15 protein-coding genes and 1 pseudogene are annotated in these 15,028 nt (G+C 35.6%); 11 read left to right on the forward strand and 5 right to left on the reverse strand.

What is annotated here, in order from left to right; genetic code table 11:
* Positions 1-159: 159 nt before the first annotated feature.
* Positions 160-1,074, reverse strand: coding sequence for a C40 family peptidase (locus ACIQZG_RS17780; protein WP_402756805.1), 915 nt, complete (start codon positions 1,072-1,074; stop codon positions 160-162).
* Between the two features lie 436 nt (positions 1,075-1,510).
* Here ACIQZG_RS17780 and ACIQZG_RS17785 point away from each other — a divergent pair.
* The 8 genes and pseudogenes from ACIQZG_RS17785 (at position 1,511) to ACIQZG_RS17820 (ending at position 9,002) form a co-directional block, all read left to right on the forward strand.
* A pseudogene (locus ACIQZG_RS17785) lies at positions 1,511-2,059 on the forward strand (isocitrate lyase/phosphoenolpyruvate mutase family protein).
* Positions 2,060-2,112: 53 nt separating this feature from the next.
* Entirely contained in the window at positions 2,113-2,640 is a 528-nt protein-coding gene (locus ACIQZG_RS17790) for a bifunctional transcriptional activator/DNA repair enzyme AdaA (protein ID WP_402756856.1), read from the forward strand.
* Between the two features lie 12 nt (positions 2,641-2,652).
* Entirely contained in the window at positions 2,653-3,570 is a 918-nt protein-coding gene (locus ACIQZG_RS17795; RefSeq protein ID WP_402756806.1) for a DNA-3-methyladenine glycosylase 2, read from the forward strand.
* Positions 3,554-4,036: a methylated-DNA--[protein]-cysteine S-methyltransferase gene (locus tag ACIQZG_RS17800; protein ID WP_402756807.1), complete on the forward strand. Its 483-nt coding sequence runs from the start codon at positions 3,554-3,556 to the stop codon at positions 4,034-4,036. Before ACIQZG_RS17795 ends, ACIQZG_RS17800 begins: the two co-directional genes overlap by 17 nt.
* A 448-nt stretch (positions 4,037-4,484) precedes the next feature.
* Positions 4,485-5,753: an alpha/beta hydrolase gene (locus tag ACIQZG_RS17805; RefSeq protein WP_402756808.1), complete on the forward strand. Its 1,269-nt coding sequence runs from the start codon at positions 4,485-4,487 to the stop codon at positions 5,751-5,753.
* A gap of 46 nt (positions 5,754-5,799) precedes the next feature.
* Positions 5,800-5,934, forward strand: a complete 135-nt coding sequence (locus ACIQZG_RS17810) for a hypothetical protein (RefSeq protein ID WP_402756809.1) — start codon at positions 5,800-5,802, stop codon at positions 5,932-5,934.
* Positions 5,935-6,031: 97 nt separating this feature from the next.
* Complete coding sequence (locus ACIQZG_RS17815; RefSeq protein ID WP_402756810.1) at positions 6,032-7,048, forward strand: hypothetical protein; 1,017 nt, start codon at positions 6,032-6,034, stop codon at positions 7,046-7,048.
* A 283-nt stretch (positions 7,049-7,331) separates the two neighbouring features.
* Positions 7,332-9,002: a sensor domain-containing diguanylate cyclase gene (locus ACIQZG_RS17820; protein WP_402756811.1), complete on the forward strand. Its 1,671-nt coding sequence runs from the start codon at positions 7,332-7,334 to the stop codon at positions 9,000-9,002.
* Between the two features lie 88 nt (positions 9,003-9,090).
* On the opposite strand, the gene ACIQZG_RS17825 is transcribed toward ACIQZG_RS17820, so the two are convergent.
* The gene (locus ACIQZG_RS17825) at positions 9,091-9,492 is read right to left on the reverse strand and encodes a GNAT family N-acetyltransferase (RefSeq protein WP_402756857.1); all 402 of its coding nucleotides are present in this window, start codon (positions 9,490-9,492) and stop codon (positions 9,091-9,093) included.
* 158 nt (positions 9,493-9,650) lie between these two features.
* On the opposite strand from ACIQZG_RS17825, the gene ACIQZG_RS17830 reads away from it, so the two are divergent.
* Positions 9,651-10,082 (forward strand): NUDIX hydrolase, encoded by a 432-nt coding sequence (locus ACIQZG_RS17830; protein ID WP_402756812.1) that lies wholly within the window; start codon positions 9,651-9,653, stop codon positions 10,080-10,082.
* 3 nt (positions 10,083-10,085) lie between these two features.
* Positions 10,086-10,829: a hypothetical protein gene (locus ACIQZG_RS17835; protein ID WP_402756813.1), complete on the forward strand. Its 744-nt coding sequence runs from the start codon at positions 10,086-10,088 to the stop codon at positions 10,827-10,829.
* 19 nt (positions 10,830-10,848) lie between these two features.
* On the opposite strand, the gene ACIQZG_RS17840 is transcribed toward ACIQZG_RS17835, so the two are convergent.
* The 3 genes from ACIQZG_RS17840 to mscL all read right to left on the reverse strand — a co-directional run bounded on the left by ACIQZG_RS17840 (position 10,849) and on the right by mscL (position 14,136).
* Positions 10,849-12,009 carry an aminotransferase class I/II-fold pyridoxal phosphate-dependent enzyme gene (locus ACIQZG_RS17840; RefSeq protein ID WP_402756814.1) on the reverse strand — a complete coding sequence of 387 codons (1,161 nt, stop codon included), beginning with the start codon at positions 12,007-12,009 and terminating at the stop codon, positions 10,849-10,851.
* 2 nt (positions 12,010-12,011) lie between these two features.
* Entirely contained in the window at positions 12,012-13,127 is a 1,116-nt protein-coding gene (locus ACIQZG_RS17845; RefSeq protein ID WP_402756815.1) for a methionine biosynthesis PLP-dependent protein, read from the reverse strand.
* Positions 13,128-13,746: 619 nt separating this feature from the next.
* The gene (gene mscL / locus ACIQZG_RS17850) at positions 13,747-14,136 is read right to left on the reverse strand and encodes a large conductance mechanosensitive channel protein MscL (protein ID WP_402756816.1); all 390 of its coding nucleotides are present in this window, start codon (positions 14,134-14,136) and stop codon (positions 13,747-13,749) included.
* Between the two features lie 176 nt (positions 14,137-14,312).
* Here mscL and ACIQZG_RS17855 point away from each other — a divergent pair, with 176 nt between their 5' ends.
* Positions 14,313-15,005: a lytic transglycosylase domain-containing protein gene (locus ACIQZG_RS17855; protein ID WP_402756817.1), complete on the forward strand. Its 693-nt coding sequence runs from the start codon at positions 14,313-14,315 to the stop codon at positions 15,003-15,005.
* Positions 15,006-15,028: the final 23 nt, after the last annotated feature.

The raw sequence follows: 15,028 nt of genomic DNA on the forward strand, positions 1-15,028 counted from the left end.
CCGTCCTTTAATCTTGAAAGTCTAGTATATAAAAAATACCGGCAGTTAGCACACTCTTTTTCAAGTGTCCTAACTACAGGTACCATATTAAATAGGGAAGTCCCTTATTTTAGTTTTATGTGAAATATTGAATCTATAAAGAATGGTTTAATAGAAGAACTATTTAGTCAAACGATCTAAGAAGACGTTTAAATGTTTTAATGTAACTTTGTCGTTAACCCCAAATGTTCCATCTTCTTTTCCTGTCGTAATCTTATTAGATGAAAGAATTGCTATATAATTACTTGCCCAATGAGAGCTAGGAACATCTTTGAATGTTGCTGCTTTCCCTTGTAAACGCAAATCAAAAGCTTCAACTAAAACTTTTGCTAGTTGAGCACGTGTAAGTGGAGAGCCTGGATTGAATTTTCCATTTTGGTCTCCGTTAAAAACACCAAGTTTGTTTAGTGCTACAACAGCACCAGCATATTTAGAGGATGGTTTGACATCTGGGAAAGGTGAATTCGTGTTACTTGTGTCTACTCCTAAAGCTTTAGCAAGCTGAAGAGCTACTTCGCCACGTGATGCGTATATTCTAAAATCAATTCCTGCATCTTTAACTTCTTCTATATCCTCTTCAGTGAAGTTTGCAACTCGCTTTGCACCTATATAACGAGATCCCCAATAATATGGGTCGTTTATGTTATCTTCTACAACACCAGCACTTGTTGTAGAAGATATAAATTTACCACTACCTATGTAAACTCCAACGTGAGAAACACCAGCTCCCGTAGTATTAAAAAATACTAGGTCACCTTCTTTTAAATTATCTTTTGATACAGCAGTACCCTGTTGATATTGTGTACCTGTTGTGCGATTTAATGAAATTCCTAATTTAGAAAATACTATTTGTGTATATGCTGAGCAATCTATGCCCGTACTAATATCTGTACCACCGTATTTATACGGAGTTCCGATAAATGATTTTGCAGTATTTGTTACTTCTGTAATAGTTGCTGCTTCTGCATTATTTACACCTACTCCTGTGAAAATCACGAAGGATGCGAAAACTGGAAGTAAAAACTTTTTTTTCACTGGAAATGTACTCCTCTCGAAAATCTAGTACTTTTTTGACTACTGTAATATTATCACAGAATAATGGTGATTGATTTTTCATTTATGTTACTTAGTGACAGAAAAGTGAAAAATGATTTATTGTTTTAAGATAGAAAATTTGTGTTTAAGATAGAAAATTTGTGTTTTGTTATTTAGAGTGTAATATCTCTGTAATATTGTTGGATTATAATTACCAAGTTATCGCCTAATAAATTGTTGATATTTATAAAATTTGGATAAACATAATTTTTAATTAAGAGAAAGCTCGATAGAATTTATCAGCAGAAAGATTAAGTGCCATCAAGTCCAGAGTTTTTTTCTGGGCTTTTTTAGACCATAAGCGCAAGAATGAGGACGAAACAAATATAGACTCCCTGTTAATATAATGACTAATAACTGCTAGGGAGGAATCAATGTGACGAACATTCAGAAATTCAATTAACTACATGCAGCACAAGAACTATTATTTATAGGAAAAGCTTGGGATCTATTATCTGCACTGACTCTGGAAAAGGCAGGGTTCAAGGCAATGGGGACAACAAGCTGGGGAATAGCCAATTCGCTAGGGTATGTAGACGGCGAATTAATTGATTTTGATAGACATTTAGCAATCATCAAAACGATTACGGAGAATGTAAAAATCCCTGTTTCAGCTGCTATTGAGGCGGATTACGGAAGTGACAAGAAAAATATAGTAGAGAATGTGTTAAGAACTGCAGATGTTGGCGTTGCAGGAATCAATATTGAGGATTCGCTCAAAAAACAGAAAGTCACGTTGAATGTAGATGCTCCCATTAATGTCCTATCTTTTTCTGGACTAACGAATTGTAATGAACTTAAAAAATTAGGGGTTAAACGTTTTAGCTTTGGTAATGCATTGTCAGATAAAATTATTTCCGATCTAACAAAGAATGCTACACTATTAATGAAGTTGCAGGATACTTCATTTTTATATAAAGACTAACTAAAAAGAAGGTGAATTCGTTGGTTGGTAACATCAATCTTTCATTTGATGAAATGTGGGATAAAATCATTGCTTGTGATGAGAAATACGATGGGCTCTTTTTTACGGCAGTGAAAACCACTAAAATTTTCTGCCGTCCTTCATGCAAATCAAGAAAGCCGAAAAAGATTAACGTTGAATTCTATCATGATATTCATAAAGTTGAAAATGCAGGTTTTCGTGCTTGCAAAAGATGTCAGCCTAAAGTGGAACATTCACCGCACACACAACTAATTAGAAATGTAACTTCCTTTTTAATTAATGAATATAAACAAAATCTAACACTCCAGGATATCGCCAATCATGTTGGAATTAGCCCGTTTCATCTTGAACGAGTATTTAAAGAAGAAACTGCTGAAACACCCCGAATGTATTTAGAAAAAATAAGAATTGATAAAGCCGCAAATCTTCTTAAAAATACAGATCAAACAAACCTTGAAATTTGTTATGATAGTGGATTTCAAAGTCCATCAAATTTTTATAAAGTATTTCGACGATTAAAAAATTGTTCACCTAGTGAATATCGAAACCTTCATAGATAAGGAGTTGCAGATATGAAATACTTTGATTATGAATCGTATATTGAAGTTTGGACTCCTGTAGAATTCGATTTTTCGGAGTGCTTAAAGTTTTTAGCCAGGTCTGATCAGGAAGTACTACATAAAATAGATGATGACAATTTATATAAATTGTTAAAGATAAATGAAGAATCAATTTTATGTAAAATTAGCAGTAATCGAACTTTTATTCAAGTTGACTTTCCATTAGGTACACCGACCAATAGCGTTCGTGGGAAAATTGCAGCTTACATTTGTGAATGGTTTGACTTAGAAAGGGACTTGAGTCGTTTTTATGAAATGGCTAGTAATGATAAAATTTTGCAACCTCTGGCTCAAAAATATTACGGACTACGAATGATTTGTATGCCTGATTTATTTGAAGCTCTGGTATGGGCGATAATGGGACAACAAATAAACCTAACATTCGCATACACGTTAAAGAAACGCTTTGTAGAACATTATGGAGAATGTTTAACTTTTGAAGGGGAAACCTACTGGCTATTTCCTTCATTTGAAAGGATTGCTTCTGTTAATGTGGATGATTTAAGAGAACTTCAATTTACTGGTAGGAAGTCTGAATACATCATAGACATCGCAAAGAGGATGGCAAATGGTGAACTGACAAAAGAAATGTTGCTGCAAAAAGAAAATATTCACCAAGTCAAAAAATTATTAATGGGGATTAGAGGGGTAGGTGCGTGGACTGCCGATTATGTAATGATGAAAAGCTTCTATGATCCAAATGGCTTTCCGATTGCAGATGTCGGTCTTCATAACGCATTAAAAACTCAATTAGGGCTAGAGCGTAAACCAACAATAGAGGAACTTAAAGAAATAGAAATACATTGGGAAGGTTGGCAGGCATATGCTACCTTTTATTTATGGAGGTCTTTATATGACGACACAGTATAAATTAGATTACGAATCTCCAATTGGTGTAATAGAGATCATAGGTACAGATGCAGCTATTAGTTCAATTATGTTTTCTGAACGAGATGCTTTAGTTAACGTTAAGCAAGATGAAACACTTAAGGTTTTAGTAGACTGCAAGAAGCAACTTCATGAATATTTTAAAGGTGAGCGCTATGAATTCACATTTCCATATATTTTAGAGGGAACCGATTTTCAAAAAAAGGTTTGGACTGCATTGACATTAATACCTTACGCTGAAACAGGCTCTTATAAGGAAATTGCGGCTTTAATTCAAAATGAAAAAGCTATCAGAGCCGTAGGAAGTGCAAATGGAAAAAATGTATTAAGTATTGTCATTCCATGTCATCGAGTTATTGGCTCTAATGGAACATTAACGGGTTATACAGGTGGTTTGTGGAGAAAAGAATGGCTACTTCAGCATGAAAAAAACTATAACAAATCTTAAGTTAATGCATTTTTCGGTAACTAGTGAACGGCAGAATCAGGAGTCTCCTATCCCTTCTCATTCGTCACAAAACAAAGTTTCGTAGCGCTCCATGCAGTGTCTCGGTTTACTTGTAATTTTCCATATGAACACAGCTGTTGCCATGAATTTATATGTTTTCTAGATAAGCATGAGATGAATGATAAGACTATGTTTAAAGGGAGCTGTTTAAACAATGCTCTTATAAATTATTGAAAAATTTGACTTTCAAAACACATCTGTAATACTATTTATATAACAGATGTGTTTTAGTTGTGGAAAAATCAGTTTGGAGGCTATGTTCTTATCTGAAATGTAATAAACGTTTTGACACCATACATATATACGAACCATTACAGCATACTTCTCGATAAATTACTTATGTTATTGTTGGTAGTATTTGTTATTTTTGCGTAAAGGGTGGAGATTTATGAAAAGAATATTACTTCTATGTGTAGTTGCGTTGTTACTAACGGCATGTACAAAAAAGGAGGAAGAAATCAAGATGAATGAAATGAATACAGATTTTGTAGGGAAGTGGTCTGGGAATATTGAAATTCCAAATACACCACTACCAATTATTGTGGAGTTAACAAAAGATGCTGGAACTCTTTCAGTGCCGGCACAAGGTTTGAAATATCTTCCTTTTCAAAGCATTACGTACGATGGAGATAAGGTAAACATTTCAATAGATTTAAAGGGCATGCTTATTAAAATTACTGGCGAGTTAAAGGATGAAGAAATTAAGGCGACATTCACACAGAATGGAGGCACATTCCCACTTACATTGACTAGATATGAGGAACAGCCTGTAACTTATGAAACAATTAGTATACCCGTTGAAAATGGGGATCTAAAAATAGCGTTAGAAAAGCCTACTGAGGAAAAACCTTCGCCAGTTGCACTGATTATTGCAGGTTCTGGTCCAACAGATAAGGATGGCAATTCAGTTATAGGTGGGAAAAATGACAGTTACAAAATGTTAGCAGAAGAGTTAGCAAAAGAAGGCATTGCGACAATTCGTTATGATAAACGTGGAGTAGGTGATAACACAGAGTTATTCACGAAGGAAGAGGATGTTTCATTTGAACTGTTTGTAGATGACGCTGTCCAAATTATTCAGTATCTCCAATCAAATGATGCATTTACAAGTGTACATGTCATTGGTCATAGTGAAGGTTCTTTAATTGGTATGCTAGCAGCGCAAAAAACAGATGTAGATTCTTTTGTATCTCTTGCAGGTGCGGGTAGAGCGATAGATGAATTACTACTCGAACAGTTAGCAGGTCAATTATCACCAGCACTAACAACTGAAGCAAAGAACGCGCTAGCTATATTAAAAAAAGGGGAACTTGTTGAAAAAGTATCACCTGAGTTACAAGGACTGTTTAGACCATCCGTCCAACCATATATGATTTCATGGTTAAAATATAATCCTGCGAGCATTATTCAAAAACTCGAGAAGCGTACATTGATTGTTCAAGGAACTAATGATATACAAGTGACAGTTACTGATGCAGAGATATTAAAAAAAGCTAAAAAAGATGCGACACTTCTAAATGTAGAAGGCATGAATCATGTTTTAAAAGATGCCCCAACAGACCGCGCAGGGAACTTAGCAACATATGCAAATCCAAAACTGCCTTTACATCCAGAGTTACTGCCAGCTATTAGTGATTTTATTAAGAATGATCAATAACCGAAAAATAGGGAGTTTCAATGATTTTTCCATCAAGGAGAGATTTATGGATGGGGATAGAAGCCAGTCCTTGTTTATTTTAGGTAAAGGAATGTTCGATTTGCATAGCGAAGCAATCTTTTTAGTTCTTATCATTTGTATGATGTTATCTGTATTTATTGGTAATTTAAAGTTCATCTAGCATGGATTGCAGGCGGAATATTCAAAAAATATTCAATAAATGGATAAAATTACCGATGTTATATGTAGTACATATATACAAGGGGGATTTGAATGCTATGAGAGTCACATCACATACAAACGTAGTAACTCTTTATCAATCAATGAATGTAACGTCGCACGCCAAAGAAACCAACGGGTCATCAATTACAGAAAATAATGATGCAGTAACAATAGGACAAGAGGCACGTGATTTATTTGGCGAGCAATCTCAACTCAAGGAAGTTCCTGAGGAGATGGCTCAAATAATAGCATCTCTCTTTACGAATGGAGGCAAACTAGACTATGTTGAAAGTGAAAAGGAACTTGCTATTCGTGCAGAGAAGCAGGCTGAGTTTGAGGCATCAATCCATCATAAAGTTGGTACACTAATTATTCCTCATATCCAAACAAATAGTAAATTGCAAGATAGTTTAGAAGGAGCAAGTCAACAAGTACGTGATGCTACCTTTACTACAATTTCTAAAAACTTTTTACTTCGAGATGTTGGGGACATGACCGAAGAGCAACGCCAAGCTATGATTTCACTAGGCATAGAAAAAGCACAGTATATTGCGGATAATTATCTAAATGGTCAACAAGCAAGAGACTATATGGAAGCCATGACCACTATTGCAAAATTTGCTGTTAATGGTGTGAAAGACGAGAATGGGAAATATTCTTTTGCTATTGAAAAAGGTCCGCTTAACAGTGCACCAGATGATAACGTTAATATGAGTGAAATTCTAAAAGAAGCATATCCAGAAGAATGGGAAGGCAATAGAGCAAAAAGGCAGGCAGCGCTTGAAAGTAAAGATTACGATGCATTGATAGCTGCTTTTAAGGAATATGATGATTTATTAAAAAATGTATTTAAAAATCAACAACATTTGGTGCAACAAAAGATTAGTAATTATAGTGAGTGGAAAAAAATGATTGAAAATACGACAGTTCCAAATCATTTTAGTAATCTAGATAAAACATCACTTTCTAACTTTATAGAAAATATTAAAACAGCCAATACATCATTATCCAACGCATTTTTAGAGGATGATTTAAAACAATTCCAAAATTTTCTCACTAGAAATAGTATCTAAGTGAAAGAGGGGCACTAGTAGTATCATTACTAGTGCCTTTTGTAATTAAATGAGAAAAGCAAATTGAGTACATATCGGTGAGAAAGTTAGACCATCAACATTGGATAGCTCATGACATTTTGCTGGAGCACATGAATAAATCAAAATTCAGCTTATTTGTTAACAAAATTGTTATAAAGGAATCACTCGTATCAATCCTAAAGTAGAGTACAATAAAATATAGTGCTTGTAAGGTTATAGATTAATATGAAAATATAGGTATTTGCTCTAGTGGGGTGATTTTTTGAAAATCTTTATAAATTTGAATTTCGAAAATACTATTAAAAGTCATTTGCGTAGATGGCTGATTGTTATTACGATTATTATAAGTTTATTTATTTTTATTCCTACACTTTATATTGAATATCGTCAAACGATGGAGCAGCAAGATGGAGAAATGACGAATTATTTAGATGCTCAAGCCTACTTTTTTGACAGTTGGGTAACTGAGCGTGCAATGGATATACATATGATTGCTAGTTTGGATTTTATCAAAAACTATAATTATGATGAATCGATAACATATTTCAAGGAGTTTAAAAAAAATACGGAGTTTACAGATTTAGTGTTTGTTAATAAAGAGGGAATTGTTCAGTTTGATACGGCTACTGAATACAGTAAAAATGGTGTTGGTGTCGATGTAACGGATAGGGAGTATTTCCAAGTGGCCAAAAAAACGAAAGAGCCACATATTACGGATATTATTATAAGTAAAGTTACAGAGCAGCCTATTGTTGCTTTTGCATCACCTATTCTTAATGAGGAGCAGCAGTTTAACGGAGTTATTTTTGGAACAATTAACTTAAATACGGTTGATCATTTACTGCATGAGTCGAGAGTAGGCTTTTTAGGACGTGCTTACGTTGTCAATCAGGATGGATTACTATTAACAGAGGTCAATCCCAAAAAACAAAATATACAAGATGAGATGAAGGATGATTTATCGCAAAATTTCCTGATTGATGAACAGGCTTTGGCGCTTGCAAAGGATGGATCAGTTCAATCTGCAGCACGCTATAAAAATGCAAACGGCGATTGGGTTATTGCAAAGAGTCAACCAATTAACCAAGAGAAATGGTATATCATATCTGAGTTAAATATATGGGATGCTTATATGCCGATGGTAAAGAAATTTATATTGCTAACCATTTGTATATTATTAGGATCATTTTTCACCATTAAAACTATGCTTTATATTACTCGGAAAATAGAGGAACCTGTACAACAGCTTTTAGAAGGGGTTGGTAATGTTGAAAAAGGATATTATGATTATAAAATCGATGAAAACCAAATTGCACCATATGCAATAGAATTTCAAGAACTATGCTGGGCCTTCAATCAGATGAGTGCAAAAGTGGAAGCGGATACTATTTTACTTAAGGAGCTGTCTATTACCTGTCAATTAACGAAACTGTATAATCGGCGCTACTTGCTAGAATACGGAGAGTCAGTGTTTGCTGAATGTAAAAAAAATGATGATTATTGTTCTTGTTTAGCAATCGATATAGATTTTTTCAAAAAGGTTAATGACACTTATGGACACCTAATAGGTGATGAGGTGCTGAAACATGTTGCTGAAATTATGATGAAATCAGTACGAGATACGGATGTTGTCACAAGATATGGTGGGGAAGAATTCATCATACTTGCTCCAAATACATCGCTAGAGAGCGCGAAGAAAATAGCAGAAAGAATAAGAAATGCAATTGAAACAAACCCATATGAAAGGGAAGGCAAGTGTATATATATTACGGTAAGTATTGGGATTGCTGAATCTATTATCTATGACAATGTGCCGAAGGTTGAAGCGTTGATTGATCAAGCCGATCAAGCCCTCTATGTCGCAAAAGAAAGTGGTCGAAATCAGCTTAAAGTTTATGAAAATGCTAAAGAGGATTTTTTATTCTCTAATTAATTAGAATATTATTGATATTGAAACGTGTTATAGTTGCCTTATTGGCATTTATAACACGTTTATTCTATATATTCTAGATGAAACCAAACTATTTTTTTTGTAATTCAAGCACCATACGGACCTTCTTTAAAACATGACCATCGAATGTATCTTCAAACTCATCCAAGATTTTAAAACCTTTTGCATTGTAAAAATGAATACCTTTCAGATTGTCTTTTTCGACACAAATAATGAGTGTTTTAGCACCTTGTAGCATTTGGATACCGTGCTGTAAAAGAGCTGTTCCGATACCTTGTCCTTGTATCTCCGGCATTAAATAAAAGGCAAAAAGCTCAGATTGTCCTTCTTTTACATGTGAAAAATGAGCAAACCCGACAAGTTTTCCATTAAGTTCAGCTACAAAAAATGGGCTACTTTGAAAGCGTTGCATTAATCGATTGGTGCTATAAGCATTTTGTAAAAACTTATCTTGAATCGGTCTAGGGATAATTCCTTCATAGGTAGTATGCTAACTGATTTTGGAAATTTCTTGCACAAAAGGGATGTCATCTAGCGTCATGTAACGTATAATTAGTGTCATCCATATTCACCTTCTATTCCGAATTTTTAATTATCGTAGCATGATAGCATGCAAAAGGGGATGATTTTATGAACGTTGTGGAAAAAGCATATGGCTATATTACGAGAGAGCATGAAGGGCGCTTACAAGTACTAGTTTTTGAGCAAAATACTGAAGGGGCAGGCATTCAAATTCCTAAAGGTACGATTGAGGAAGGAGAGACACCACTAGAGGCAGTTACTCGAGAGATGTTTGAAGAAACAGGTTTGACAGATTTAGTTGTTCACAAACTAATCGCACAAGATTATTTCGAGCATTATACAGGGGTTCTGCATAAACGATATTTTTATCATTTAACAACACATGAGTTGCGTGATACATGGCAGCATTGTCCGACAGGGATGAATGAGAGTGGGTTACAATTCTCATTCTACTGGATACACGGTGCGCAGGAAATACCGCTAGCAAAAGGACATGGGGACTATTTGTACCGTGTTCTATCAAAGGTGAAAAGTATCTAGTTGATGAGTATACGTATCCGACATCAACTAGTTTTTGTTCTATTAGTATGTTTGCTCAGTTTAGTACTAGGCGCATGCGGTGCAAAAAAGGAAAAGGCAGAAGCTTATGTGGAGGAAGTGCAAGAACGGGGACAAGTACTCGGTTTTCAAAAGGTCAACGCTTGTACTATCGAAAAAGAGTTGCGCGGCGTAATAAACGGTACGCGTTACATGATAGTAGATATTTTTGACCAAAAAGGCAATTATATTGAGACCGAAGTTGGTCATTATAATATAAGCGAGACAATCACCGTAAGCTCTCGTCGAACGATACTAACAGAGCCGTTGACGCTTTTCTTAAAAGATATACCTTTAACGCATTCTAGTACTATAACACTTAGTGCTAGTGAACAAGAAGAATTGCAAGAATATATAAATGCAACTGTCCAGAGTACGTTTCCACAACAAAATAATATGGCTTACAAAGAAGTTATATTTATTAATGTCATTATGTTAATAATGATTGTCAGCTTATTTATTTTAGGTCTTGTTTTTAAACGCTTCAAATGGCACATGAAATTTGCGCAAAAGATTATTACGGGCATACTAAGTACGATTGTACTCTATGTGCAGTTAAAGGGGATAGATGGATATAGTACAAAAATCTTCATTAGTTTTTTATTTGTATGTTATAGTATTTTAGGCTATCAGTTAGTAAAAGATATAAAGCAGCGAACAAAAGAGAAGGCGTCTCAGAGCGGAATCTGAGACACCTTTTTTGTTGTGTTTAAGCCTTTTCAGCAATTTCCAGTGCCTGTGTAAAGTCAGCGATTAAGTCATCTACATGCTCTAGTCCTACAGAGAATCGTAATAGACCTTCTGTAATTCCACGCTTTTCACGTTCTTCAGGCTCCATTGAGGCATGACTCATTTTCGCCGGATATGAAAGAATTGATTCCACACCACCTAGAGATACTGCAAATACAGGGATTTTCATAGCTTCAACAAGTGCCTTAGCTTTTTCGTAGGTTGGTAGACGGAAAGATAATACTGCACCTGAACTCGTAGACTGGCCATGATGGATATCGTAGCCAGGGTGTGAGTCAAGTCCTGGATAATATACCTGTTCAACTAAAGGATTTGCATCTAAAAATTCAGCGATTTTTTGTGCAGATTCACATGAACGGCTAAAACGTACATCTGTCGTCTTCATGTTTTGAAGTAAAGTAAACGAATCCTGTACACCTAGAATATTGCCAAATGAATTTTGGATAAAGTATAGATCGTTACCAAGTTGTTCATCAGCTGCTACCGTAAGTCCTGCGATAATATCAGAATGGCCTGATAAAAACTTCGTCGCACTATGAATAACAACATCAACACCAAGGTCAAGTGGACGTTGATGTAACGGAGTCATAAACGTATTATCTAAAAATGTAAGGCAATTATGTTGTTTTGCGATTGCAACAACACCACGAATATCCGTAATGCCTAGTGTAGGATTTGAAGGTGTCTCCAAAAACAATAGCTTTGTTTTTGGCGTAATCGCTGCCTCTACCGCTGCTAAATCAGTAAAATCTACAAATGTATGTGTAATGCCATAGCGAGGCAGGACCTTTGTTACGAAACGATATGTACCACCATAAACATCTTCAGTAATGACAACGTGATCACCTTGTGATAACAGCATTAAAGTTGCTGATACTGCAGCAATGCCTGATGCGAAAGCATGTGCGCGTACACCACCTTCAAGTTCTGCTACTGCTTTTTCTAATGCATCACGTGTTGGATTACCAGAGCGTGCGTAGTCATATTCGCCAAATTCATCAATACTTTCTTGGTGGAAGGTTGAAGATACATACATAGGGACGTTAACGGCACCTTTTTTATTTGCAAAGCCATCGCGTACACCTGCGTGAATTAATGCTGTTTCAATATGTTGTGTCATAATTAGGCCTCTTTTCTAAGCTTATCAAATACTTGCTGCAAATCTGCAATTAAATCTTCGGCTTCTTCAATCCCTACAGAGAATCGTAATAAACGGTCACAAACACCACGCTCAACGCGCTCTTCATATGGCATATCTGCATGTGTTTGTGTAGCAGGGTAGGTGATAAAGCTTTCTACACCACCAAGACTCTCCGCAAAAGTAATAAGCTTCATATTGCGTAAGAATGTATCTACCCATTCAGCTTTTTGTAAGCGGAATGAAAGCATTCCACCTTGACCTGTATATAGTACATCTGTTACAAGTTCTTCTTTTTCTAAGTAAGCAGCAATTGCTTTAGCATTTGCATCATGTTGTTTTAAACGAAGATGCATTGTTTTTAATCCACGAATGAGTAGCCAAGAATCCATTGCACCAAGGACCATACCACTACCGTTATGGATAAACGCAATTCGTTCTGATAGTTCGGCACCTTTAGAAACGACCAGCCCTGCTAATACGTCATTATGGCCACCAATATATTTTGTGGCAGAGTGTAGGACGATATCTGCCCCTAATTCAATTGGACGTTGGAAATATGGTGTATAAAATGTATTATCGACGATTAGCCATGCGCCATGCTTATGTGCAAGTTCTGCGTAAATAGCTAAATCAAATTCCTGCATTAATGGATTTGTCGGAGTTTCAATGAAAATGGCACGCGTATTTTCATTGATTAATGATTCTACTTTTTCTACCGACTCAAATTTTGAGTAGACAGGTTTAATGTTGTATGTTTCTCTAAAGAAATTAAAGAGACGGTATGTACCACCATATAAATCATCTGGAACGATTAATTCTTCACCAGGTTTGAAGAGAGATAATACAAGTTGGATCGCTGCCATACCTGAGCTACAGGCAAAGCCCGCATCGCCACCCTCTAAATCGGCTATACCAGCTTCTAAAATCGACCGTGTTGGATTTTTTGTACGTGTATAGTCGAAACCAGTAGATTCACCGATACCAGTGTGTTTATAAGCTGTCGATAAGTAGATCGGTGGGTTGACAGCACCTGTTGATGGATCACTTAAATTTCCTAGTTGTACTAACTTAGTTTCAATACTTCGCTTGTTTGTCATAACGTCACTCTTTTCTTCATCAAAATATAGAACGGGCCCATGTATCGTAAATGGGCCCGACTTAATAAATCACGCAATCATCACAATTTATAGTATTCTCTATAATTGTTATCAATTTACCATGTTAATACAAGAAGAACAAGGTGATTTCAGAAAATTAAAGAGATTATAAATGTTTAAAGATATTGTTTGAATAAAAAAAGCAATTGCATTGAGCAATTGCTTCAAACTGTATGCAAACACGGTGTTGTTTACATAACGCTATTTAGTTGTAAAACCGGCAAGCCTCGCCACTTCGTTTTTTTCGAGCTCGCCAGTCTCGCTTTTCTACAGAAGTCTACTTGACAAGGGTTTTCTTGTGAAAAAATGGGCACATCCTAAACTTAATAGTACTTTATCACAGCCGTAAAAGAATGCTATTTTTGGTTCAGCTTGGTGACTCATCTATGATATGAGAAATAGCTGATTGTTGCGGAGAGTGGAGACTCCAGCGGGATAAGCTTGTGTTGAACGACCTACAGGCACGCTGTGACGAGGAGATTGGCATCAAGTCCGCGGAAAGCGTCCACTCGTAGCAAAAATCAAACACTGTCTTTTATACACCAAAATACTTTTTCTCTTAAGCTTGTTCTTTTTTTAATAGGTCTCGAATTTCTTTGAGTAATTCTTCTTTTGTATCAATTTCTGGAGCAGGTTCTTCTACGACTGCCTCTTCTTTTTTACGAGAAAGTTTGGTCATTAGTCGTAGCGCTAAGAAAATTGCAAAAGCTATGATTAAAAAATCTATAATAGATTGTAAAAATACACCTAATTGAATTTGTGCATCTCCTGAGCCATATACGAAGCTTTTTGTTAAATCAACGCCACCTGTTAGTACACCGACTAATGGCATAATAATATTTTCTACTAAAGATGTAACAATTTTACCGAAAGCGCCGCCAATCACAACTGCTACCGCCAAATCGACAATATTGCCCTTCATCGCAAATGCTTTAAAATCTTTCCACATATATTTGTTCCTCCTATATTTATCCAAACTCTGTACGAACAACATTCTATTTTATAGGTATTTCCATCATTAATCAACTATATCTATAGGAGAAAAGATGTTTTCGAAAAAATTGTCACACATAACCTCAAAATTTGTTAATATTTAAGGTAACTACAAAAATATAGGTGTGACATATGAAGAAAAAGAAACAGAAAAAACCACTCCTTTCACCGGCGACAAAACTAGGTATGATATTTTTACTCATCCCTGTATCCATTACGGCGTATGTGCTCGCTTTTTTTGCGTGGAAGGAGCTTCAAACATTATCGATTTTCGAAAAACTAGAACAACGAAAAGCATTAGCTGAAATTCAGCAAAATTTTGACATTGAAATTCCAGAAGAATATATTTCGGTATACGTAGCGGCTGAAGACAAATATGGTGTACCGTGGACGTTACTTGCTGCACATCATCGAATTGAAACTAGGTTTTCGACGATGAAATCACTCGTATCACCAGCAGGAGCAGAAGGGCATATGCAGTTTATGCCATGTACATTTGTTGGATGGGATCACCCAACTTGTTCAGGTCTAGGTAAAGGCGACATAACTTCAAAAGAATTAAAAAATCCAGCTACAATTAGAAAGTATGGTGGCTACGGCGTCGATGCAAATGGAGATGGCATAGCAGATCCATATGATATTGAGGATGCTGTTTACAGTGCAGCGAATTATTTATCTAAGTATGGTGCAGCTAGTGGGGATTTAAAACGTGCTGTGTTCAACTATAACCATAGTGATAAGTATGTTGAAGATGTATTGTATTTTTATAATTTGTATAATGGTTTTAATTCAGAGCTTAAAGAAGCGGTGTTATCCAATACATAGTTAATACAGAAAAGCTAAAAAGA

It is taken from the genome of Lysinibacillus sp. NPDC096418 (genome assembly GCF_044762775.1).
In the GTDB taxonomy this organism is placed as follows: Bacteria; Bacillota; Bacilli; order Bacillales_A; family Planococcaceae; genus Lysinibacillus.